Raw genomic sequence first — 21,255 nt, forward strand, 5'->3', positions numbered from 1 at the left:
ACAGGATCCGACACCGGCGCGCATTGCCGAGTTTCGTGAAGTATGACACTAAGGGGAAATAGAATGGCAACGGCAGATTTATTGAGCATGAACAGCAAAAAAACCGCAGACAAACAGAAAGCGCTGGATTCCGCGCTGGCTCAGATTGAACGTCAGTTTGGTAAAGGTTCCATCATGAAGTTGGGGCAGGAAGGGGCTGTTCAGGATATCAAGGCCAGTTCCACCGGTTCTCTGGGGTTGGATATTGCGCTTGGGATCGGCGGGTTGCCGATGGGGCGGATCGTGGAAATCTACGGGCCTGAAAGTTCGGGCAAAACCACTCTGACGCTGCACTGTGTTGCGGAGCAGCAGAAGGCCGGTGGTGTTTGTGCCTTTGTGGATGCCGAGCATGCGCTTGACCCGACCTATGCCAAGAAACTCGGCGTCGATCTTGACGAGCTTCTGATCAGCCAACCCGATACCGGTGAGCAAGCGCTGGAGATTACCGATACGCTGGTCCGATCCGGTGCGGTGAACATGGTGATTGTCGATTCGGTGGCTGCCCTTACACCCAAATCCGAACTTGAAGGCGATATGGGCGACAGCTCCGTCGGAGTTCAGGCCCGCCTGATGAGCCAGGCAATGCGCAAGCTGACAGGCTCTATAAGCCGTTCGAACTGCATGGTGATTTTCATCAACCAGATCCGCATGAAAATCGGCGTCATGTTTGGCTCACCGGAAACCACCACCGGTGGCAATGCGCTTAAGTTCTACTCCTCTGTGCGTCTGGACATTCGCCGCATTGGTGCGCTGAAAGACCGTGATGAGGTGGTGGGCAACCACACCCGCGTGAAGGTTGTCAAAAACAAAGTCGCGGCCCCCTTCAAGCAGGTCGAATTTGATATCATGTATGGCGAAGGCATCTCCAAGATGGGCGAATTGCTCGATCTCGGTGTTGCCGCCGGCGTCGTCGATAAGTCCGGGTCTTGGTTCAGCTATGGTGACGAGCGCATCGGGCAGGGCCGCGAGAATGCCAAAGGCTTCCTACGCGAAAATGTGCAGATGGCGTTGGAGATCGAAGACAAGATACGCGCAGCCCATGGCCTGGACTTCGATATGCCGGCACATGAGCGCAAGGAAGATGACGACATTCTCGAAGCGTAACACGCGTTACATAGTCTTCAAAAGCAGGGCGCACCGAAAGGGCTGCGCCCTCTTTGCTTTTTAACGTCTTTGAGACGTGGACAGCCGGGAACGGGGCGGCTATTTGATCAAGACCACAATTCCACGCTCAAAGGCCCCGGTTCATGCAAACCCTGAACGATATCCGCTCCACCTTCCTGTCCTATTTTGACAAGCAGGGCCATGCGGTTGTGCCGTCGAGCCCGCTGGTGCCGCGCAACGATCCGACCTTGATGTTCGTGAATTCCGGCATGGTGCAGTTCAAAAACCTCTTCACAGGTGTCGAAACCCGCGACTACAAGCGCGCCACGACGGCGCAAAAATGCGTGCGGGCGGGTGGCAAACACAACGATCTGGATAACGTGGGCTATACCGCGCGCCACCATACTTTTTTCGAAATGCTGGGGAATTTCAGCTTTGGCGATTATTTCAAGGATGACGCCATCCCGTTCGCCTGGAACCTGATCACAGGTGAATTCGGTATCCCCAAAGAGCGCCTCTATGTCACCGTCTATCACACCGATGATGAGGCTTTTGACATTTGGAAAAAGGTCGGTGTGCCGGAAGAGCGGATCATCCGCATCGCCACGTCCGACAATTTCTGGCAGATGGGCCCTACCGGCCCCTGCGGTCCGTGCACCGAAATCTTCTACGATCACGGCGATCACATCTGGGGCGGCCCTCCGGGCAGTCCGGAAGAAGACGGTGACCGTTTCATCGAGATATGGAACATCGTTTTCATGCAAAACGAGCAGTTCGAAGATGGCTCGATGATCGATCTGGAAATGCAGTCGATTGACACTGGCATGGGATTGGAACGCATTGGTGCGCTTCTGCAGGGAAGCCATGACAACTATGACACGGATCTCTTCAAATCGCTGATCGAAGCCTCGGCCCATGCTACCGGCGTCGATCCCTACGGCGATCAGAACGTGCATCACCGCGTGATCGCCGATCACTTGCGATCCACGTCCTTCCTGATGGCCGATGGGGTCATGCCATCGAATGACGGGCGCGGCTATGTGCTGCGGCGCATCATGCGGCGGGCCATGCGCCATGCGCATCTTTTGGGTGCAAAAGACCCGTTGATGCATCGTTTGGTGCCGGCACTGGTTCAGAAAATGGGCGCGGCCTATCCCGAACTTGGTCAGGCGCAATCCATGATCGAACAGACGTTGTTGCAGGAAGAAACCCGGTTCCGCCAGACGCTGGATCGCGGTTTGAAATTGCTAGACGAAGAATTGGCGCGTCTGCCCGAGGAAGCAGATTTGCCGGGTGATGCCGCCTTCAAGCTCTATGATACCTATGGGTTCCCGCTTGATCTCACACAGGATGCGCTGCGCGAGAAGGGGCGGTCGGTCGACACCGACGGTTTCGACGCGGCCATGGCAGAGCAAAAAGCCAAGGCACGTGCCGCGTGGTCGGGCTCCGGCGAAGCCGCGGATGCGACGATCTGGTTTGATGTGGCCGACAAACACGGCACGACCGATTTCCTTGGCTACGACACCGAAGTAGCGGAAGGTCAGATTGTGGCGCTAGTGCAGGACGGCGCGGAAATCGCCAGTGCAGACCCCGGTCAAAACGTGCAGATCGCGCTGAACCAGACGCCTTTTTACGCCGAGAGCGGTGGTCAGGTTGGGGATACAGGTGTCATTCGCACAGCCAGTGGGGTGGCCGAGGTTTCTGATACGCGAAAATCGGCTGGCGTCTTCATTCATATCGCGACGGTCACCGAAGGGTCAATCACCACCGGTGATGCTGCCGTTCTCGACGTTGATCATTCTAGACGTACCGCCATCCGCGCGAACCATTCGGCCACGCACCTGCTGCACGAAGCCTTGCGCGAAGCTCTGGGCGATCACGTAGCACAGCGCGGATCGCTCAATGCGGAAGACCGGTTGCGGTTCGATTTCAGCCATACTCAGGCCCTGAACCTCGACGAACTGGCCAAAGTGGAAGCGGATGTGAACAGCTACATTCGCCAGAATGCTGCCGTTGAGACCCGGATCATGACGCCCGATGACGCGCGTGCCTTGGGCGCTCAGGCGCTCTTTGGTGAAAAATATGGAGATGAGGTGCGCGTCGTTTCCATGGGCCGCAAGGACGGTTCCGGCAAAGGGTCTGATGGCAACACCTATTCGCTGGAGCTTTGCGGCGGCACCCATGTGCGCCAGACCGGTGATATCGGCGCATTTGTGACCCTGGGCGACAGCGCCAGCAGCGCAGGTGTACGCCGGATCGAAGCGCTGACCGGGGCCGCAGCTCTGTCATATTTACGCGCGCAGGATCATCGACTGGCCGAGGTCGCCCTGGATCTCAAAGCGCAGGCGGCGGACGTGCCCGAAAGGGTTCGCAGTCTGATGGAAGAGCGCCGAAACCTGAGCAATGAGGTCGCTCAATTGCGCCGCGAACTGGCAATGGCGGGTGGCGGTGGCACAGATGCACCCGAAGCAAAGGACGTCGGTGGGATCGCTTTCATTGCGCAGGTTCTGACGGGTGTGACGGGCAAGGATCTGCCGGCGCTTGTGGATCAGTTCAAGGAAAAATTGGGCAGCGGCGCTGTGCTGTTGGTCGCTGATTCCGATGGCAAAGCGGCCGTCGCGGCTGGTGTGACCACGGATTTGACCGACCGCGCCTCAGCAGTTGATATCGTCAAGGCCGCGGTGGCGGAATTGGGCGGCAAGGGGGGCGGCGGACGACCCGATATGGCGCAAGGTGGCGCAAAAGATGCTCAGAACGCCAAAGCCGCCATTGCCGCAGCAGAAAAAGTTTTGAAAGGATAGGACCATGGGAGCCCTTTGGATCGCACATGTCACGGTGACAGATGACGACGCCTACAGCAAATACGCAGCCCTCGCCACGGAGGCTATTGCAGCACATGGCGGGACTTTTATCGCACGCGGTGGCCGGTTTGTTCAACTCGAAGGGCGCGCGCGTCCCCGCAATGTCGTCGCGCGTTTCCCCGACGTGGAAACAGCTGAAAAATGTTATCGTTCAGATGTTTATCAAGAGGCACTGAACCACGCGCGCAATGCCAGCGAACGTGAATTGATGATTATCGAAACCAACGAATGAGGGTTCGACCGCTCTAAGAGGGCGGACGATCACCTTGCGTCTTAGCTGGCTCTGGCCATCCGTTTGCGTTCATGCGGGTCAAGGTAGCGCTTGCGCAGACGAATGGCGTTTGGCGTCACTTCGACCAGTTCATCATCGTCGATATAGGCAATCGCCTCCTCCAGTGAGAGGTTCATCGGCGTGGTCAGCCGCACGGCTTCATCCGTCCCGGAGGCGCGCACATTGGTCAGTTTCTTGCCCTTGAGTGGGTTCACTTCGAGATCGTTTTCGCGGCTGTGCTCCCCGATGATCATGCCAGTGTAGACATTCGCCTGCGCGCCGATCATCATTCTACCGCGCTCTTCGAGGTTCCAGAGGGCATAGGCCACAGATGTCCCATTCTCCATGGAAATCAGCACACCTGCGCGTCGTCCGGGGATCGGCCCTTTGTGCGGCGCCCAGGTATGAAACACCCGGTTCAGAACACCTGTACCACGGGTATCGGTCAGGAATTCGCCGTGATAGCCAATGAGACCACGTGAAGGAACGTGGGCCACAATCCGTGTCTTGCCAGCACCCGCTGGCTTCATCTCAACAAGTTCGCCGCGTCGCGCCCCGGTGATTTTTTCAATGACCGCCCCAGAATATTCATCATCGACGTCGATTGTTGCTTCTTCGATGGGTTCATGCCGTATGCCATCGATCTCCTGAAACAGGACCTGCGGGCGCGAAATGCTCAGTTCAAACCCTTCCCGGCGCATGTTTTCGATCAGAACGCCCATTTGCAATTCGCCACGACCCGCGACTTCGAACGCCTCGCCGCCGGGGGTGTCGCTGATCTTGATTGCAACATTGGATTCCGCTTCCTTCATCAGCCTTTCGCGGATCACACGCGATTGCACCTTCTTGCCATCGCGCCCGGCCAACGGGCTGTCATTAATGCCAAAGGTCACAGTGATGGTGGGCGGATCGATGGGTTGGGCGGGCAGCGCCTCAGTGACTGATGATGCGACGATGCTGTCGGCCACGGTGGCCTTGGACATGCCCGCAAGGCTGACGATATCGCCCGCTTCGGCCAGATCAATCGGTTGCTGCGTCAGTCCGCAGAAGGCCAGAATTTTGGTGACACGGAAATTTTCTATCAGCCCGCCGTCGCGCGACAGGGCCTTGACGGTCTCACCTGCCTTCAAGGTGCCGGATTCGACGCGACCGGTGAGGATACGACCGATGAACGGATCGGCCCCAAGCGTCGTGGCCAGCATGCGAAAAGGCTCATCCCGTTGCGCAATCTGCGCCGGGCTGGGGACGTGGTCTACAATAAGGTCAAAGAGGGCGGAGAGATCAGCGCGCGGGCCGTCCAGTTCCATATCTGCCCAGCCGCTCCGACCCGAGGCATACATGGCGGGAAAATCGAGCTGATCATCATCCGCCCCGAGATTGGCGAAAAGATCAAAGCATTCATCCAGCGCGCGATCCGGTTCAGCATCGGGTTTGTCGACCTTGTTGAGCACGACAATTGGACGCAATCCCAGTGCCAGGGCCTTGGATGTCACGAATTTGGTTTGTGGCATCGGGCCTTCTGCCGCATCCACCAGCAAAACCACGCCATCGACCATGGAGAGAATCCGCTCCACTTCGCCGCCGAAATCCGCGTGGCCGGGCGTGTCGACAATGTTGATGCGCGTGCCTTTCCATTCGACCGATGTCGCCTTGGCCAGAATGGTGATGCCGCGCTCCCGCTCCAGATCATTGCTGTCCATGGCGCGTTCAGCGGTGGCCTGATTTTCACGAAAGGTGCCGGATTGTTTGAGCAATTCATCCACGAGCGTCGTTTTACCGTGATCGACGTGAGCAATGATTGCGATGTTACGCAGGTCCATGACGAGAGCCTTTATTGGGAGATCGCGCGCCTGAGGGCGCATGTGTTGGGGGGCGCATACCGCGCCTCCTGTCGGAAAGCTAGGGGAAATCGGACAAGCCGCTGCGGCTTAATGCGTCGCCGTTTTGGAAAAGAGGTGAATGATGAGGATTCCGACGATGATCAATGAAAGCCCCAAGGTTGCTGGCAGGTCCAACCGTTGACCGAAAACAACGAACCCGATGATTGCGATCAATACAATGCCAAGCCCGGACCAGATCGCGTAGACGATGCCGACAGGCATGAATTTCAGTGCGAGCGCTAAGAGGTAGAACGAAATAGCATAGGCCGCGACCACGAGGACCGATGGCCAGAACTTGCTGAACTGCTGGCTGGCTTGCAGGGCGGTTGTGCCGATGGTTTCCGCCGCAATGGCGAGGACGAGGTAGATGTAATGCAACGGCATGGGGGGCCTTTCGCTCAGAGCGGCAGTTGATGCGTGTCTTTGATCTGCTCCATCACGAAACTGGCCGAAACATCCGACAGAGGAACGCGCCGGATCAGCGCCTGATAGAGCCTGTCGTAATCGGCCATATCTGCGACACGGGCGCGGATCAAGTAGTCGAGATCGCCGGTCATTCTGTAAACGCCCAGAATCTCCGGCATGGATTGGGTCGCTTTCTTGAAAGCCTCCAACCAGTCTGGCGCATGGGCGTTGGTGCGGATCATCATGAAGACCATCAAACCAAGCCCCAGTGCGTTTGGATCCAGCAAGGTCACGCGCGCAGAGATCACTCCAGCCGCCTCAAGTGCCTTGATCCGGCGCCAGCAGGCATTGCGGCTCAGGTTGACCGCATCACTCAATGCGTCAAGCGACTGGCTTGCGTCCCGTTGCAGAAAGGAGAGGATTCGTCGATCTGTTTCATCAATTTTCAACATATTCGCCAAATTAGAAGGAAAATATCCCCTATACAAACAAAACTTTAAAACGTTTGGGACAAATTCTCATGGGTATCGCGCTAAAACTGCTCAACAAACAGGAGATTCAAATGTTCCAGCGCATCTTTCTTGAACACCCCGCCACGGTTGATGAGACCTTTTTCCAGCACATGCGGTTTGCGATGACATTTGCACTATCGCTTTTTGCTGCCGCCGGGGCGGCACTCGTGCACGCTTTCATCCCGTGTCTTTTTGAGAAAACCGCCAGCCGGATCATCACCCGGCTCTATGGTCGCATTCACAACCGGGGGCACTGATGTGCAGATGGGCCGCCTATCTGGGCGCGCCGATTTTTCTCTCGGAGATTCTGACTGCACCGGCGCACTCGCTGATCAAGCAGTCCAAGGCAGCTACGGAATGTAAGACCGCCATAAACGCGGATGGTTTTGGCCTGGCCTGGTACGATCAGCGCCCGGAACCCGGTCTCTACCGTGACGTCTATCCGGCCTGGTCCGACCCGAACCTTGCCGCATTGGCTGATCAGGTGAAATCCCCGCTGTTTCTGGCCCATGTCCGCGCCTCCACCGGAACGGCCACGAGCCGGAACAACTGTCACCCTTTCGTGCAGGGGCGCTGGTCCTTCATGCACAACGGGCAGGTCGGCGGTTTCGAAGGATTTCGCAAATCCGCAGACATGCTGATTGCCGACAGGTTTTACTCCGATCGCAGGGGCGCCACCGACAGCGAAGCCATATTCCTGACCGCCTGTGGTCTGGGTCTCGAAGAAAACCCGCGGCTGGCGCTCGAAAAGGCCGTTGGCATGTTGCAGGATTTGGCGGCTCAAAGCGAATTTGACGGCGCATTGATCCGCTGCACCGCAGCCCTGTCGGATGGTGAAACGCTTTACGCGATCCGCTATGCCTCCGATCATCTGGCGCCATCACTCTACTATCAATGGCATGAGGCCCGGCGCGGTTGGGCGGTGGTCTCAGAGCCCTACGAAGAAGATGCCAACGAGTGGCACGCGGTGCCGGCGGGAAGCTTTTGCCGTTTCACAAGGGACACGGTGGAGATATCCAGCTTTGAGCCAAATGTGACGGCGCAGGCAGCCTGAAAACAAAGGGGCGCAATTTGCAGCCCTTTGAATTCGCTGGATTCCGAAAATTCAGCCTACCAGGGCTTTGTTCAGGTTCTCGTCGACCTTCTCCAGAAAACCCATCGTCGTTAACCAGCTCTGATCCGGACCAACAAGCAGGGCCAGATCCTTGGTCATATGCCCGCTTTCCACTGTGTCCACGATGACTTTTTCCAGCGTCTCCGCAAAATTCAGCAGGGGCGCATTGTCATCAAGCTTCGCGCGGTGCTTGAGCCCCCCCGTCCAGGCGTAGATAGATGCGATCGAATTGGTCGAGGTCTGTTCGCCTTTCTGGTGCTGGCGATAGTGGCGGGTCACCGTGCCGTGCGCTGCCTCGGATTCCACGACCTTGCCATCAGGTGTCATCAGAACGGAGGCCATCAGCCCCAGCGAACCGAACCCCTGTGCGACCGTATCGGACTGCACGTCACCATCGTAGTTCTTGCAAGCCCAGACATAGCCGCCCGACCACTTCATTGCCGAGGCCACCATGTCGTCGATCAACCGATGCTCGTACCAGATTCCGGCCTCTTTGAATTTCTCGGCGAATTCCTCGTCAAAAATCTGCTGAAAGAGTTCCAGAAAACGCCCGTCATATTGTTTCAGGATCGTATTCTTGGTGGACAGATATACGGGCCATCCAAGCGTCAGCCCATAATTGAACGAGGCACGGGCAAAATCGATGATGGATTTATCTAGGTTATACATGGCCATGACGACACCGCTGTCGGGGGCATCAAAGACCTCGCGTTCGATCTCGGTGCCGTCGTCACCCACAAATTTCAGGGTCAACTTTCCTTTGCCGGGGAATTTGAAATCGGTGGCGCGGTATTGATCGCCGTAAGCATGCCGCCCGACAACAATAGGCTTTGTCCAGCCCGGCACCAGCCGCGGGACGTTTTTGCAGATGATCGGTTGGCGGAAAATGACACCGCCCAGAATATTGCGGATCGTGCCATTGGGCGAGCGCCACATCTGCTTGAGGCCAAATTCTTCCACCCGCGCTTCATCCGGCGTGATGGTCGCGCATTTGACACCAACGCCGTGCTCCTTGATGGCATGGGCGGCATTGATGGTAATCTGATCGTCGGTCTCATCCCGGGCTTCGATGCCGAGATCGTAGTATTTCAGGTCCACATCCAGATATGGCAGGATCAGCTTTTTCTTGATGAAATCCCAGATGATCCGGGTCATTTCGTCGCCATCGAGTTCGACGATGGGGTTGTCCACCTTGATCTTGGTCACGGAGCACTCCTGTTGAGAAAATCGAGTCGGTCTGCGCGCGGTGTAGCGCAGTTTATTCAGATTTTAAAGTCGGTATACAAATGCATACCGTTTTGGTGTTCAGTTTTCACAGATCAGGTTTTGAAGAACAACCGCAGCTTCGGCAAAAGCCACTCCCAAAGCCCCGGCGCGCCGCGATTCACAGGGGTTCCGACACGTGTCTCCAGTTGATCAAAACTCACGTTGTAGTCTGTCCATGATCCACCGCCATTCGACAGGTTGCCGATGGGTGTCTGAACGCGGTCAATGGACTTGGCGAAAATCGCATCCGGCGTCTCGGCCGCTTCGAATTCATCCCAGAGTGCCCGGAAGGACAGCGCCTGATCTTCGGGCAATAAGCCAAATATACGGTCGGCTGCCGCCGCCTCCTTTGCAGCCATGGCAGCGACGTCGACATCACCGTGAATGGGGTTGTCACCGGCGTCGATCTCAACCAAATCATGCAACAGCAACATCTTGATCACCCGGTCGATCTGCACATTTGTGTCGGCCTGATCCGCCAGCACGTAGGCATAGAGCATCACGTGCCAGGAATGTTCTGCAGAGTTTTCAAAGCGGCTGGCGTCGTGAAGGCGCGACGCCCTGAGGATCGATTTCAGTTTGTCTGCCTCTGACAGAAAAGCAATCTGACGGTCCAGCCGGTCGCTCATTCTTTCGGAGGTTCCAGGCTGCGCGCCATGTCATCCTTGAGTGTCTTGAGTAACTCGCGGGCCCGTTGTTCTGCGCGCCGCACACGCACCGCGGTCAGATAGGCCTCTTCCATGGTCTGTGAAGAGCCGCCAATTGTATCGGCGACGCGCTGCACAAAGGCATCGTCGCCCGTGGCGTTGATGATTTTCAGGCTTTCCAAGGCCAATTCGTCGGCGACGTCTTCGACAATTCCCATCAGCTTACCGGCTTGTTTCCGTGAGGCGGCGTTTCACATATGTGGTCGTGCTGTCGATCAGCGTATCGAGATGGGGCTCTTCAAAGAAGTGACCCGCGCCCTCAACCTGTTCATGGGTGATCGTGATGCCTTTTTGCTCGTGCAGCTTTGATACGAGCCCTTCGGTATCATGCGGCGGTGCAACGCGGTCGGCAGTCCCATTGATGATCAGGCCAGATGCGGGGCAGGGGGCCAGAAAAGAAAAGTCATACATGTTGGCGGGTGGTGCTACCGAAATGAACCCGGTGATTTCCGGGCGACGCATCAGCAGTTGCATTCCAATCCAGGCGCCAAATGAAAACCCGGCGACCCAACAATGCTTGGAGTTGTTGTTCATGGACTGGAGGTAATCGAGAGCAGATGCCGCGTCTGACAGCTCGCCAATGCCCTGATCGTATTCACCCTGAGAGCGCCCGACACCGCGGAAATTGAACCGCAGAACCGTGAAACCCATATTGTAGAACGCGTAATGCATGCGGTGCACGATCACGTGGTTCATGGTGCCCCCGAACTGCGGGTGGGGGTGCAATATGATTGCAATCGGTGCGTCCCGCTCTTTTTGCGGGTGATAGCGGCCTTCTAGGCGACCTTCGGGGCCGGGGAAAATGACCTCAGGCATGAGCGTCCCTGTAACAATGTCGGCCAGCGCTGGGTGAACAGAAGTTCGTTCCACGAAGCGCCTTAGAACGGTTCTAATTTACTTGCGCATCTTTATATAGAGTGCGAAAACCGGACTTAGGCATTTAAACGCCCCGCGTCAATCAATTGCGGGCTCTGACATGGATCACGGGGAGCACTACGTGAAGTTATCGACCAAAGGCCGCTACGCCATGGTGGCGCTTTCCGACATTGCTCTGCAACCCGAAGGGCAACTGGTCACCCTTGGCGATATTGCCGATCGGCAGGCGATTTCGTTGCCCTATCTTGAGCAGCTTTTTGTAAAACTTAGGCGGGCGAATTTGGTGTCGTCGGTGCGGGGACCTGGTGGGGGGTACCGTCTGGCGCAACCCGCTTCCGCCATCCGGGTCGTAGATGTGTTATCCGCCGTTGATGAGACGGTTGACGCCATGCACAAAGGCGCAGGCGCATCGGGTGGCGCGTCTGGCAGCCGGGCGCAATCGCTCACCAATCGCCTCTGGGAAGGGCTCAGCGCGCATGTCTACGTGTTCCTGCACCAGACACGCTTGTCTGACGTGATCGCCAATGAGCTCGCGCCTTGTCCGGCGGTTCCGCACCTCTTTGACGTTGTTGACGACCCGAGCCCCGTCTCCTGATCCTCGCCAAACCCATTTATTCAAGTGAACACCTGACCGATGAAACGCGTCTATCTGGACCATAATGCAACAGCACCTTTGCGGCCCGAAGCACGGCAGGCAATGTTGGCCGCAATGGATTTGATCGGCAATCCCTCTTCGGTTCACGCAGAGGGGCGCGCTGCCAAGGGCCTTGTGGAACAGGCGCGCCAGCAGGTTGCCGGCCTTGTGGGCTGCGCGCCTGCCGAGATCATTTTCACCTCCGGTGCTACCGAGGCCGCTGCTCTGGCAATTCCCGACGGTGCCACATTGTCCAGTGCTGGTATTGAGCATGATGCGGTTCTGTCCTGGGTTCAGAAAGAGGGTGTTGATCTGAGCCAACTTCTGGATGTCGACGGCAATGGTGTTTTGACCGGACAGGCCAACGGACAGAGTTTTGAGGACGGCATCTGGGATGATGTCGTGGCACTTCAGGCCGCCAACAGCGAAACTGGCGTTCTGCAGGACACATTGAAGCACGCGCAGGCGCTCTGGGCCCTGAAACGCTCTGTTCTGATCCTGGTGGATGCCGTGCAGGCGCTGGGAAAGACAGATTTCTCCTTTGCGAGATCCGGCGCGGATTTTGTCATGGTATCCGCGCATAAACTTGGGGGGCCGAAAGGCATCGGCGCCTTGATCGTCAAACACGGGATCGATGTGAAGCCGCGCATCCCGGGAGGCGGTCAGGAAATGGGCCGAAGATCCGGCACCGAAAACATCATCGGAATCGCTGGATTCGGGGCCGCTGCGGCCGCTGCGGCACATGATGTCGCGTCCGGGCGGTGGGAAGAAATCAAAGAACTTAGAAAGATTCTAGAAAACACTCTTGCAGCCAGCGCCAAGACGACTATTTTTGTCGGGAAAGACGCCGATCGTTTGCCGAACACCTCTTGTTTTGCCACGCCGGGCTGGAAAGGCGAAAGCCAGGTGATCCAGATGGATCTTGCGGGTTTCGCCATCAGCGCAGGCTCTGCCTGCTCCAGCGGCAAGGTGCGTGCAAGCAAAGTCTTGCAGGCGATGGGATATGATGACGAGATCGCCAGCAGCGCCATTCGCGTGTCGCTGGGATTGGAAACAACAGCCGAAGATGTTCAGCGCTTTGCTGAAACATGGTTGGCCAAGGAACAGAAATTCCGCGCCCGCATGGCGTGAGACCTGGAGGAAAACATGGCGGCACTGGATCAGACCAGAGCGGATGACGTACAAGTCAAGGACGGCGTCGATCAGGAAACCGTTGATGCTGTCCGTGAGGTCGGTGGCAAGTATAAATATGGCTGGTCCACCGACATTGAAATGGAATATGCGCCCAAGGGCCTATCCGCCGATATCGTCAAGCTGATCTCGGAAAAGAACGAAGAGCCGGAATGGATGCTGGAATGGCGTCTCGCGGCCTACGAACGTTGGCTGGAAAAGAAAGAGCCCAAATGGGCGATGGTCGACTACCCGGAGATCGATTTTCAGGACCAGTATTACCACGCGCGTCCGAAATCCATGGAAGTGAAGCCCAAATCGCTCGATGAGGTCGATCCCAAGCTTTTGGAAACCTACAAGAAACTGGGCATTCCGCTCAAGGAGCAGATGATCCTTGCAGGTGTTGAAGGGGCCGAAGACCTGACGGATGCGCCGCGCAAGGTTGCCGTGGATGCGGTCTTTGATTCCGTCTCCGTGGGCACAACCTTCCAGGATGAGCTGAAAAAAGCGGGTGTGATCTTCTGCTCGATTTCCGAGGCGATCAAGGATCATCCGGAGTTGGTGAAGAAATATCTCGGGTCGGTCGTGCCGGTTTCCGACAACTATTACGCGACGCTGAATTCGGCGGTCTTCTCGGATGGATCGTTTGTCTACGTCCCGCCGGGCGTGCGCTGCCCGATGGAGCTGTCCACCTATTTCCGCATCAATGCGGAGAACACCGGCCAGTTTGAACGCACGCTGATCATCGCCGACAAGGGCTCTTATGTGTCCTACCTCGAAGGCTGCACCGCGCCGCAGCGTGACATCGCGCAATTGCATGCCGCCGTGGTCGAGATCATTGTCGAGGAAGACGCGGAGGTGAAATATTCCACTGTGCAGAACTGGTATCCCGGCGATGAGAACGGCAAGGGCGGTATTTACAACTTCGTGACCAAACGCGCGGACTGCCGGGGCGACCGGGCCAAGGTGATGTGGACGCAGGTGGAAACCGGCTCTGCCGTGACCTGGAAATACCCCTCCTGCATCCTGCGCGGGGACGACACGCAGGGTGAGTTCTATTCAATCGCCATCGCCAACAACATGCAGCAGGCCGATACCGGCACCAAGATGATCCATCTGGGCAAGCGCACGAAGTCGCGGATCGTGTCCAAGGGCATCTCTGCCGGCAAGGCGCAGAACACCTATCGCGGGCTGGTGTCGATGCACCCCAAGGCCAAGGAATCGCGCAACTATACGCAATGCGACAGCCTGCTGATCGGCGGTGACTGCGGCGCGCATACGGTGCCTTACATCGAGGTCAAGAACAACTCCAGCCGCGTCGAACACGAGGCCACGACCTCCAAGGTGGATGACGATCAGCTTTTCTACTGCCGCTCACGCGGAATGGACGAGGAAGAAGCCGTGGCGCTGGTGGTCAACGGCTTCTGCAAGGACGTGCTGCAGGCGCTGCCGATGGAGTTCGCCATGGAAGCGCAGCAGTTAGTGGCGATTTCCTTGGAAGGGTCGGTTGGATGACCGAGGACGCCTTGATTGATATTCTTAGGGTTCGCTACCAGCGATCAAATGATATCGGTAAAGTTGTTGCTATTCATTTGTTTGCTATCGAATACGCAAAGTATCTTCAGGGATTGAGTCTGCAGCGTATTGCAGAATCTGCGACGGGTAAGAAATCTTACGGTGCTGAGTTGCGAAAAGGCATCAATCTTGCGCCCCATGTAGAGTTGAAAGACGAATGATCCTCACCACAACAAATACAGTCGAAGGACGCCCGATCACCGCTTATCACGGCATTGTCGTGGGCGAGGCTATTATGGGGGCTAATATCGTGCGGGATTTCTTTGCCTCCGTCACGGATGTGATTGGCGGGCGCTCGGGGGCTTACGAGACCAAGCTCAAAGACGCCCGTGACGAGGCAATGGCCGAACTCGAAGACCGCGCGCGGGCCAAAGGGGCCAATGCGGTTGTGGGCATTGATCTGGATTACGAGGTGATCGGGGACAGCATGCTGATGGTTTCTGTCTCTGGCACCGCCGTCACGGTCACCTGAAGAACTCAATTTAACATGTTGAAAAAGAACATATCCGCCAGAGCGGAGCCGACAAAAGGACAACCGATATGCTGAGCATCAAGAACCTGCACGTGAAACTTGAAGAAGAGGACAAACAGATCCTCAAAGGCGTCGATCTGGAGGTGGACGCAGGCAAGGTGCACGCGATCATGGGGCCAAACGGCTCGGGTAAATCGACCCTGTCCTATGTGCTTTCGGGCAAGGACGGCTATGAGGTCACCGACGGTGCCGCAATGCTGGAAGGCGAGGACCTGCTCGACATGGACCCCGAAGAACGTGCCGCAGCGGGTCTTTTTCTGGCGTTTCAATACCCTGTGGAAATTCCCGGCGTTGGCAATATGACCTTCCTGCGCACTGCAGTGAATGCACAGCGCAAGGCGCGTGACGAAGAGGAGATGTCCGCATCCGATTTTCTCAAGGCGGTGCGCGCGCGTGCAAAGGAGCTGAAAATCGACGCAGATATGCTGAAACGCCCGGTCAATGTGGGCTTTTCAGGTGGTGAGAAAAAGCGCAATGAAATCCTGCAGATGGCCATGCTGGAACCCAAAATGTGCATTCTGGATGAAACCGATTCCGGTTTGGATGTGGATGCGATGAAACTGGTGGCCGAAGGCGTGAATGCGCTGCGGTCTGCGGGCCGCGGGTTTCTGGTGATCACGCACTATCAACGGTTGCTCGATCACATCAAGCCCGATGTGGTGCACATCATGGCTGACGGGCGGATCGTGAAATCCGGCGGGCCGGAGCTGGCGCTCGAAGTCGAGAACAATGGCTATGCCGGTATTCTCGAAGAGGTGGCGTAATGGCCCAGGCAGCGCAGAAACTCTCCACGCTTGAGGCGCGGCTGGCGTCCTTGTCCCAACCTGCGGGCGGATGGCCGGATGGCGCGCGCGCCGATGCGCTGAGCCGGTTGCACGCGATGGGCCTGCCGGAGCGGCGCGATGAGTATTGGAAATACACCCGCCCTGACACATTGACCCAGCCCGCAGCGGTCCCGGCGGCCCTTTTCGACAATGATGAAGGGCCGATTTTCGGGCATATGGACCGGATTCAGATCGTTTTTGTCGATGGAGTATTCGATGCGGATGCTTCCAGCGATCTTGTCGCCGAAGGGCTGAGCATTGATCGCCTGGCCGAGGCGCGAACAGATATTCATTGGGCGCGCGACCTTTACGGCACGCTTGAAGCAAAAGGCCAGTCGCCCGTTGCCCGCCCTCTGGCCGCGTTGAACACCGCCTTTGCGCCGGATGGGGTTTTGATCCATGTGACCGGTCAGGTCTCCAAACCTGTCAGCTTGCAATATCACCACCGGTCCGAGACCTCTGATGCGATGTTGCACCATGTGATCCGTGTCGATGCGGGGGCCTCCGTCACGGTATTGGAAAACGGGCCCGCTGCGGCGCGGTTCAACAAGGTGATGGAAGTGGACGTTGCGGATGGCGCAGAGTTTCATCATGTGCGCGCTCAGGGGCGCGATCACGAACGTCGCGCTGCAACTCATATGTTTGCACGTCTGGGGGCGGAAAGCGTCTTTAAATCCTTCACGCTGACGGCAAACGGTGTCATGACACGCAACGAATGTGTCATTGAGCTGACGGGTGACGACGCGGTAGCCCATGTTGCCGGTGCCTGTGTCGGTGACGGGGATTTCCACCACGACGACACGGTGTTTGTCACCCATGACGCGGTGGGCTGCGAAAGCCGTCAGGTCTTCAAGAAGGTTTTGCGCAATGGCGCGACCGGGGTTTTTCAGGGTAAAATTCTGGTCAAGAAAGATGCCCAAAAAACAGATGGTTATCAGATCAGCCAGTCTCTTTTACTGGATGATGACAGTCAGTTTCTGGCAAAACCAGAGCTTGAGATATACGCCGATGACGTAGCTTGTTCGCATGGGTCTACATCGGGCGCGATTGATGAGGACGCATTGTTCTATCTCAGATCGCGTGGTGTTCCAGAAGCGACAGCAACGGATTTGCTGACGCTGGCATTCTTGGCCGAAGCGGTGGAAGAAATCGAGAACGAAGCCCTGCGCGATGAGATCAACGATCGCCTGGCTGCCTGGTTGGAACGGCACCGCGGCTAATGGCGGTGACGCGCAATATTTCGGCCACTTACCGCAATCCGGGCCAGGTTTTGCGCGACCTTTTGGCGATGGGGCAGCGTGAAGACCGCGCATTGGCCTATCTAATGGCGGGCTGCGTCATCGTTTTCGTCGCTCAGATGCCCAAACTTGCACGCCAGGCGCACCTTGAAGGTCAGGAGCTGAACATGCTGTTGGGGGCGTCGTTGATGGCGTGGGTTTTTATCGCCCCTCTGTTGCTATATTGCCTTGCAGCTCTGTCGCACCTGGTGGCGAAACTCTTCCGCGGCAGGGGCAGCCATTATGGCGCGCGGCTTGCTTTGTTCTGGGCTCTGCTGGCGTCATCGCCCCTGATGCTGCTGAACGGTTTGGTCGCAGGGTTCATAGGCCCGGGCCTTGAGCTACAGATTGTCGGGCTGGTTTGGTTCGTCATATTCGGCTGGTTTTGGATCGGCGGACTGGTTGCTGCCGAAGGCACGCCAAGATGATCAGCGCGGTCAACTGGCCACAATTGGGCGTGCTCACATTGCGCGATCCAAAAGCGGCCGCCGCTGAGATCATGAGTTGGCAGCTACCACGCCCTGAATTGTGGATGGCAGCCGGGGTCATTGCGATCATCAGCACGATCTTCTCAACTCTTTCCAACATGATCCTGCCACTGCCGGCCCCCTACACCGACCTCTTCCCAAGCCCGTTCACGCTCTTCACGTTCATTGCGGGAGGCTTCGTGTTGACCGTAAACGTGCTGTTCTGGACCGGAAGAGCCTTGGGCGGCACCGGCGAAATGGGCGATCTGCTGGCGTTACTTGTGTGGTTGCAGGCCTTGCGCGCTGCGGCACAGTTCTTGATGTTGATTTGTGTCTTGTTGATACCGGCTCTGTCCGGCTTCCTTCTTCTGTTCATCGGCATTGCGACGCTTTGGGTGTTTCTGAACTTTCTGAGCGTTGGCTTGCAACTGAACTCGCTTGCCAAGGCCGTGCTGGTTCTGCTGGTAAGCATTGTGGCCTTGTCGATGGGCGTTTCACTTCTCTTTTCATTGATCGGCATCAGCGCGATCGGAGTACCTGCAAATGTATGACGTCGAAAAAATTCGCGCGGATTTCCCGATTTTAAGCCGCGAAGTGAACGGCAAGCCACTGGTTTATCTCGACAATGGTGCATCCGCCCAAAAACCGCAGGTAGTGATTGATGCGATCACCAACGCCTATGCCCATGAATATGCGAACGTCCACCGCGGCCTGCACTTTTTATCCAATCTGGCCACGGATAAATACGAAAGGGTTCGGGGCATCATTGCGCGGTTTCTCAATGCTTCTTCAGAAGATGAAATCGTGCTGAACTCCGGCACGACCGAAGGCATCAACATGGTGGCTTATGGCTGGGCCATGCCGCGTCTCAAAGCCGGCGACGAGATTGTGCTTAGTGTGATGGAGCACCACGCGAATATCGTCCCTTGGCACTTTCTGCGGGAACGACAAGGCGTTGTATTAAAGTGGGTTGATGTCGACAGCACCGGATATCTGGACCCCCAGGCGGTCATTGATACCATCGGTCCAAAGACAAAGCTCGTCGCGATCTCTCATCTTTCCAACCTGTTGGGCACTAGAGTTGATGTAAAATCGATCACGCTCGCGGCACATGCGCAAGGTGTTCCCGTTCTTGTCGACGGCTCTCAAGCGGCGGTGCATCAGCCTGTTGATGTGGCCGATATTGGCTGTGATTTCTACGCCATCACCGGGCATAAGCTCTATGGTCCGTCCGGCTCCGGAGCGATTTTCGTCAAATCGGAACGGATGGCTGAAATGCGTCCCTTCATCGGCGGCGGCGATATGATCCGGGAGGTGAGCAAGGACGGCGTGACGTACAATGACGCGCCGATGAAGTTCGAAGCAGGAACCCCGGGCATCGTGCAAACCATTGGGCTTGGCGTTGCGCTGGAATACATGATGGCGCTGGGGATGGAGAGCATCGCTGCTCACGAGGATCAGTTGCGGGACTACACGGTTGAACGACTGGGCGGGCTAAACTGGCTGCAGGTTCAAGGAACGACCGCTGACAAGGCTGCGATATTCAGCTTCACAATGGATGGGGCAGGGCATGCACATGATATCTCCACCATTCTGGACAAAAAAGGCGTCGCCGTTCGGGCAGGTCAACACTGCGTTGGCCCCCTGATGGCACATATGGGTATCCCGGCCAGTTGCCGCGCGTCCTTTGGCCTCTACAATACAAAAGCGGAAGTTGACGTGCTCGTGGATGCGCTGGAACTAGCTCACGATCTTTTTGCCTAACTGCCGCACAGGCATTAACCTTCATCCATGAAACTTCGATTCCTCATTTATCTGGGCGCATCTTTTTGTGTGCCTCAGGTTGCCTTTGCAGATGTTCAACCACAGTCCGGCACCTGGGCAGGGCAGGTTGTTTTTGACGGACAAACAGGTTGCCCGGCCCAGGTTGCTGACCAAATGAAGGGCGCGCAACCGGGCTATGCGGGCCAGCAAATTGAATTTCCAGCGCCTTTTGATCCCGTCGCACTGAAAGGTAACGACCCGAAGTTCACGTGGCGCAAGATTTCAACTGATGTCTGGGAAGGCATTTTCAGCGACGTCCAGCAGACCAGCTTTGGTACACTGACCGTAGTCTCAAAGTCGATCATCGTTGTCTTGGCACCAGATAAGATCAATCAGATTGCTGATCTGACGGTTGATTTCCCACAGAACCTTGCGCAGACCATGGGTATGTCAGGCACGACATGTGTTGTGCGCAGCAACGTCTATCACAAACGTACCGGTCCTTAAGCGACCGGTAAAGCGCTTGAATTGAGGCTGAAAAGCGAAAAATGGCGCACCCATCAGGATTCGAACCTGAGACCTCCGCCTTCGGAGGGCGGCGCTCTATCCAGCTGAGCTATGGGTGCGTACCGACGTGTCGATCGCGTCTCAGCGCGGTATAACTTGGCTGTCTCGCCCTCGCAACGTCAAAACGGCCAGCTGCGCCATGAAGTTTTAGTTGCGGCGAAAGCGGCACATCAGAGGTGCCTTACCAAACCGCGGCCCATTGAATTTTCGGCACCTTGGCAAACAGGACGCAAACCTAGCCAATTCTGGCTTTGGTTGTCAGAATATCAGCAACACATGCACAGGAGGCTTTGGTGCACTGGATGGCTTGGTCGGGTAGTGCGACAGCGCTGCCAAGGTGACCTATGCGACCACCGACACCGCAAACTGCGCGCAAAACCTCTCCAGAGCCCTTAATGCGCAGAGATTCCAGACCGATATTGCATTTAAACCCCCGCCAGTTGTTGATGCCCCGCAGAATGAAGTCATTTGCGCGCAGGGTATCCTGACCGCCCTCAGGTGTTGATGCCTGCATCGTAGAGCGCGGGGTGATAGAGGTCGAACGGATACTGGTTGGCACCCCCTTGCTAAGCCTGTTGCGCTGATCGGGGGTGTATTCATATAGCTCCGATTCAAAACCAACTCGCAAGGGTTTCAATGTGATCGTTGCCGTCGGTAACGCGGCTCGCAAGGCTTTTGCTTCTTCATAGGTCCGATCGAAGCGGTCAGGGTGCATGGTCACATTGATGTGCACGTTCATCTGATCAATGAGCAGATTTCCCACTTCGACGAAGTGGTCCAGAGTTGCAAATTCATTGTGGTAGGTCAAAATGACGCTATCGAGATTGTCACGAATTTTGTGCCAGAAACGAACGGTTCTAGAAGCATTGCTAATCAGGCTTACCCGGAAGCCCATTGCGGAAGCGGCGCGAAGAAGATCAATGATACGTGGATGCATCGTGGGTTCGCCACCGGTGAATTGCAGCCAGACGCATTTATCCAACCGATCCACATAGTGACCCTTCATTTGGCGATAGAGGTCGAGCACATCATCGGTTTTTTGCCAGCGTATCGACCCATCGTGCAAGTTTTTGGGGCAATAGCTACAGGCATAGCTGCACGCGTTGCCCAACATCCAATCCACCAGAACCGTGCGCGCATGTTGCGGATTGGAATGGTCAATCCGCACATATGGAGTTGTATTTTGCCGCGTGCCATCCATTCCAATTTCCCCGATCAGGGTTGCCTGGTGACGGCGACTGTTGAAAGTCTAAACCTCACCATGACCTCCAACCTACATCGGGCTGATGATGCAGCCAAAGACTAAATGGATTGCACGCGATCCGCCACACAGGCATGTCGCGCTCCCGTGCGTCTGGGACTTTGCAAAAATGTTCGATTTTGTATAAAATTATAACATATTTCTAAGGA

General features: G+C 56.5%; 24 protein-coding genes and 1 tRNA gene. 16 read left to right on the plus strand and 9 right to left on the minus strand.

The annotated features are described in order from the left end of the window. Positions 1-63: 63 nt before the first annotated feature. The 3 genes from recA to ACOTTU_RS05315 all read left to right on the plus strand — a co-directional run bounded on the left by recA (position 64) and on the right by ACOTTU_RS05315 (position 4,236). Entirely contained in the window at positions 64-1,143 is a 1,080-nt protein-coding gene (recA, locus tag ACOTTU_RS05305) for a recombinase RecA (RefSeq protein WP_298918281.1), read from the plus strand. Positions 1,144-1,286: 143 nt separating this feature from the next. Next, complete coding sequence (gene alaS / locus ACOTTU_RS05310) at positions 1,287-3,944, plus strand: alanine--tRNA ligase (RefSeq protein ID WP_425656335.1); 2,658 nt, start codon at positions 1,287-1,289, stop codon at positions 3,942-3,944. A gap of 4 nt (positions 3,945-3,948) precedes the next feature. After that, on the plus strand, positions 3,949-4,236 hold the full coding sequence (locus ACOTTU_RS05315; protein WP_425656336.1) for a DUF1330 domain-containing protein: 288 nt from the start codon (positions 3,949-3,951) through the stop codon (positions 4,234-4,236). Positions 4,237-4,277: 41 nt separating this feature from the next. Here the strand turns inward: ACOTTU_RS05315 and typA are convergent, their stop codons facing one another. The 3 genes from typA to ACOTTU_RS05330 form a co-directional block, all read right to left on the minus strand. Further along, entirely contained in the window at positions 4,278-6,095 is a 1,818-nt protein-coding gene (gene typA / locus ACOTTU_RS05320; RefSeq protein ID WP_425656337.1) for a translational GTPase TypA, read from the minus strand. Between the two features lie 108 nt (positions 6,096-6,203). After that, positions 6,204-6,539: a DMT family transporter gene (locus tag ACOTTU_RS05325; protein ID WP_425656338.1), complete on the minus strand. Its 336-nt coding sequence runs from the start codon at positions 6,537-6,539 to the stop codon at positions 6,204-6,206. A 14-nt stretch (positions 6,540-6,553) separates the two neighbouring features. After that, positions 6,554-7,012: an Lrp/AsnC family transcriptional regulator gene (locus tag ACOTTU_RS05330; protein ID WP_298918291.1), complete on the minus strand. Its 459-nt coding sequence runs from the start codon at positions 7,010-7,012 to the stop codon at positions 6,554-6,556. Between the two features lie 110 nt (positions 7,013-7,122). On the opposite strand from ACOTTU_RS05330, the gene ACOTTU_RS05335 reads away from it, so the two are divergent. After that, complete coding sequence (locus ACOTTU_RS05335; RefSeq protein WP_425656339.1) at positions 7,123-7,329, plus strand: DUF6356 family protein; 207 nt, start codon at positions 7,123-7,125, stop codon at positions 7,327-7,329. Continuing rightward, positions 7,329-8,126 carry a class II glutamine amidotransferase gene (locus ACOTTU_RS05340; protein WP_298918295.1) on the plus strand — a complete coding sequence of 266 codons (798 nt, stop codon included), beginning with the start codon at positions 7,329-7,331 and terminating at the stop codon, positions 8,124-8,126. The genes ACOTTU_RS05335 and ACOTTU_RS05340 overlap by 1 nt, the downstream gene beginning before the upstream one ends. Positions 8,127-8,177: 51 nt before the next feature. Here ACOTTU_RS05340 and ACOTTU_RS05345 read toward each other — a convergent pair whose 3' ends face one another. From ACOTTU_RS05345 to ACOTTU_RS05360, 4 genes are all read right to left on the minus strand, one after another. Beyond that, positions 8,178-9,392, minus strand: coding sequence for an NADP-dependent isocitrate dehydrogenase (locus ACOTTU_RS05345; protein ID WP_425656340.1), 1,215 nt, complete (start codon positions 9,390-9,392; stop codon positions 8,178-8,180). Between the two features lie 113 nt (positions 9,393-9,505). After that, positions 9,506-10,081 (minus strand): HD domain-containing protein, encoded by a 576-nt coding sequence (locus tag ACOTTU_RS05350; RefSeq protein WP_425656341.1) that lies wholly within the window; start codon positions 10,079-10,081, stop codon positions 9,506-9,508. Continuing rightward, complete coding sequence (locus ACOTTU_RS05355) at positions 10,078-10,317, minus strand: hypothetical protein (protein ID WP_298918302.1); 240 nt, start codon at positions 10,315-10,317, stop codon at positions 10,078-10,080. The genes ACOTTU_RS05350 and ACOTTU_RS05355 overlap by 4 nt, the downstream gene beginning before the upstream one ends. A gap of 4 nt (positions 10,318-10,321) precedes the next feature. Further along, positions 10,322-10,975: an alpha/beta hydrolase gene (locus tag ACOTTU_RS05360; protein WP_425656342.1), complete on the minus strand. Its 654-nt coding sequence runs from the start codon at positions 10,973-10,975 to the stop codon at positions 10,322-10,324. A gap of 181 nt (positions 10,976-11,156) precedes the next feature. Between ACOTTU_RS05360 and ACOTTU_RS05365 the strand changes: the two genes are divergently transcribed. The 11 genes from ACOTTU_RS05365 (at position 11,157) to ACOTTU_RS05415 (ending at position 19,785) form a co-directional block, all read left to right on the plus strand. Continuing rightward, the gene (locus tag ACOTTU_RS05365; protein ID WP_298918306.1) at positions 11,157-11,630 is read left to right on the plus strand and encodes an Rrf2 family transcriptional regulator; all 474 of its coding nucleotides are present in this window, start codon (positions 11,157-11,159) and stop codon (positions 11,628-11,630) included. A gap of 39 nt (positions 11,631-11,669) precedes the next feature. Then, complete coding sequence (locus tag ACOTTU_RS05370) at positions 11,670-12,800, plus strand: cysteine desulfurase family protein (RefSeq protein WP_425656343.1); 1,131 nt, start codon at positions 11,670-11,672, stop codon at positions 12,798-12,800. Positions 12,801-12,815: 15 nt separating this feature from the next. Next, the gene (sufB, locus tag ACOTTU_RS05375) at positions 12,816-14,354 is read left to right on the plus strand and encodes a Fe-S cluster assembly protein SufB (protein ID WP_425656344.1); all 1,539 of its coding nucleotides are present in this window, start codon (positions 12,816-12,818) and stop codon (positions 14,352-14,354) included. Then, a complete protein-coding gene (locus ACOTTU_RS05380) occupies positions 14,351-14,575 on the plus strand; it encodes an HTH-like domain-containing protein (RefSeq protein ID WP_425656345.1) in 225 nt (74 codons plus the stop codon). The genes sufB and ACOTTU_RS05380 overlap by 4 nt, the downstream gene beginning before the upstream one ends. Continuing rightward, positions 14,572-14,886, plus strand: a complete 315-nt coding sequence (locus ACOTTU_RS05385; RefSeq protein WP_425656346.1) for a YbjQ family protein — start codon at positions 14,572-14,574, stop codon at positions 14,884-14,886. The genes ACOTTU_RS05380 and ACOTTU_RS05385 overlap by 4 nt, the downstream gene beginning before the upstream one ends. 68 nt (positions 14,887-14,954) lie before the next feature. Beyond that, complete coding sequence (gene sufC / locus ACOTTU_RS05390; RefSeq protein WP_425656347.1) at positions 14,955-15,710, plus strand: Fe-S cluster assembly ATPase SufC; 756 nt, start codon at positions 14,955-14,957, stop codon at positions 15,708-15,710. Next, positions 15,710-16,990 (plus strand): Fe-S cluster assembly protein SufD, encoded by a 1,281-nt coding sequence (gene sufD, locus ACOTTU_RS05395; protein WP_425656348.1) that lies wholly within the window; start codon positions 15,710-15,712, stop codon positions 16,988-16,990. Before sufC ends, sufD begins: the two co-directional genes overlap by 1 nt. Next, positions 16,990-17,475 carry a YIP1 family protein gene (locus tag ACOTTU_RS05400; protein ID WP_425656349.1) on the plus strand — a complete coding sequence of 162 codons (486 nt, stop codon included), beginning with the start codon at positions 16,990-16,992 and terminating at the stop codon, positions 17,473-17,475. Before sufD ends, ACOTTU_RS05400 begins: the two co-directional genes overlap by 1 nt. Then, positions 17,472-18,065: a YIP1 family protein gene (locus tag ACOTTU_RS05405; RefSeq protein ID WP_425656350.1), complete on the plus strand. Its 594-nt coding sequence runs from the start codon at positions 17,472-17,474 to the stop codon at positions 18,063-18,065. Before ACOTTU_RS05400 ends, ACOTTU_RS05405 begins: the two co-directional genes overlap by 4 nt. Then, positions 18,058-19,278, plus strand: coding sequence for a cysteine desulfurase (locus ACOTTU_RS05410; protein ID WP_425656351.1), 1,221 nt, complete (start codon positions 18,058-18,060; stop codon positions 19,276-19,278). The genes ACOTTU_RS05405 and ACOTTU_RS05410 overlap by 8 nt, the downstream gene beginning before the upstream one ends. Positions 19,279-19,305: 27 nt before the next feature. After that, positions 19,306-19,785, plus strand: coding sequence for a hypothetical protein (locus ACOTTU_RS05415; protein ID WP_298918331.1), 480 nt, complete (start codon positions 19,306-19,308; stop codon positions 19,783-19,785). A gap of 42 nt (positions 19,786-19,827) precedes the next feature. Here ACOTTU_RS05415 and ACOTTU_RS05420 read toward each other — a convergent pair. Further along, a tRNA-Arg gene (locus ACOTTU_RS05420) sits at positions 19,828-19,904 on the minus strand. Positions 19,905-20,080: 176 nt separating this feature from the next. Next, positions 20,081-21,046 (minus strand): radical SAM protein, encoded by a 966-nt coding sequence (locus tag ACOTTU_RS05425; RefSeq protein ID WP_425656352.1) that lies wholly within the window; start codon positions 21,044-21,046, stop codon positions 20,081-20,083. Between the last annotated feature and the right edge of the window lie 209 nt (positions 21,047-21,255).

The sequence above is a fragment of the Roseobacter sp. EG26 genome (assembly GCF_049830555.1).
Classification (GTDB): domain Bacteria; phylum Pseudomonadota; class Alphaproteobacteria; order Rhodobacterales; family Rhodobacteraceae; genus Roseobacter.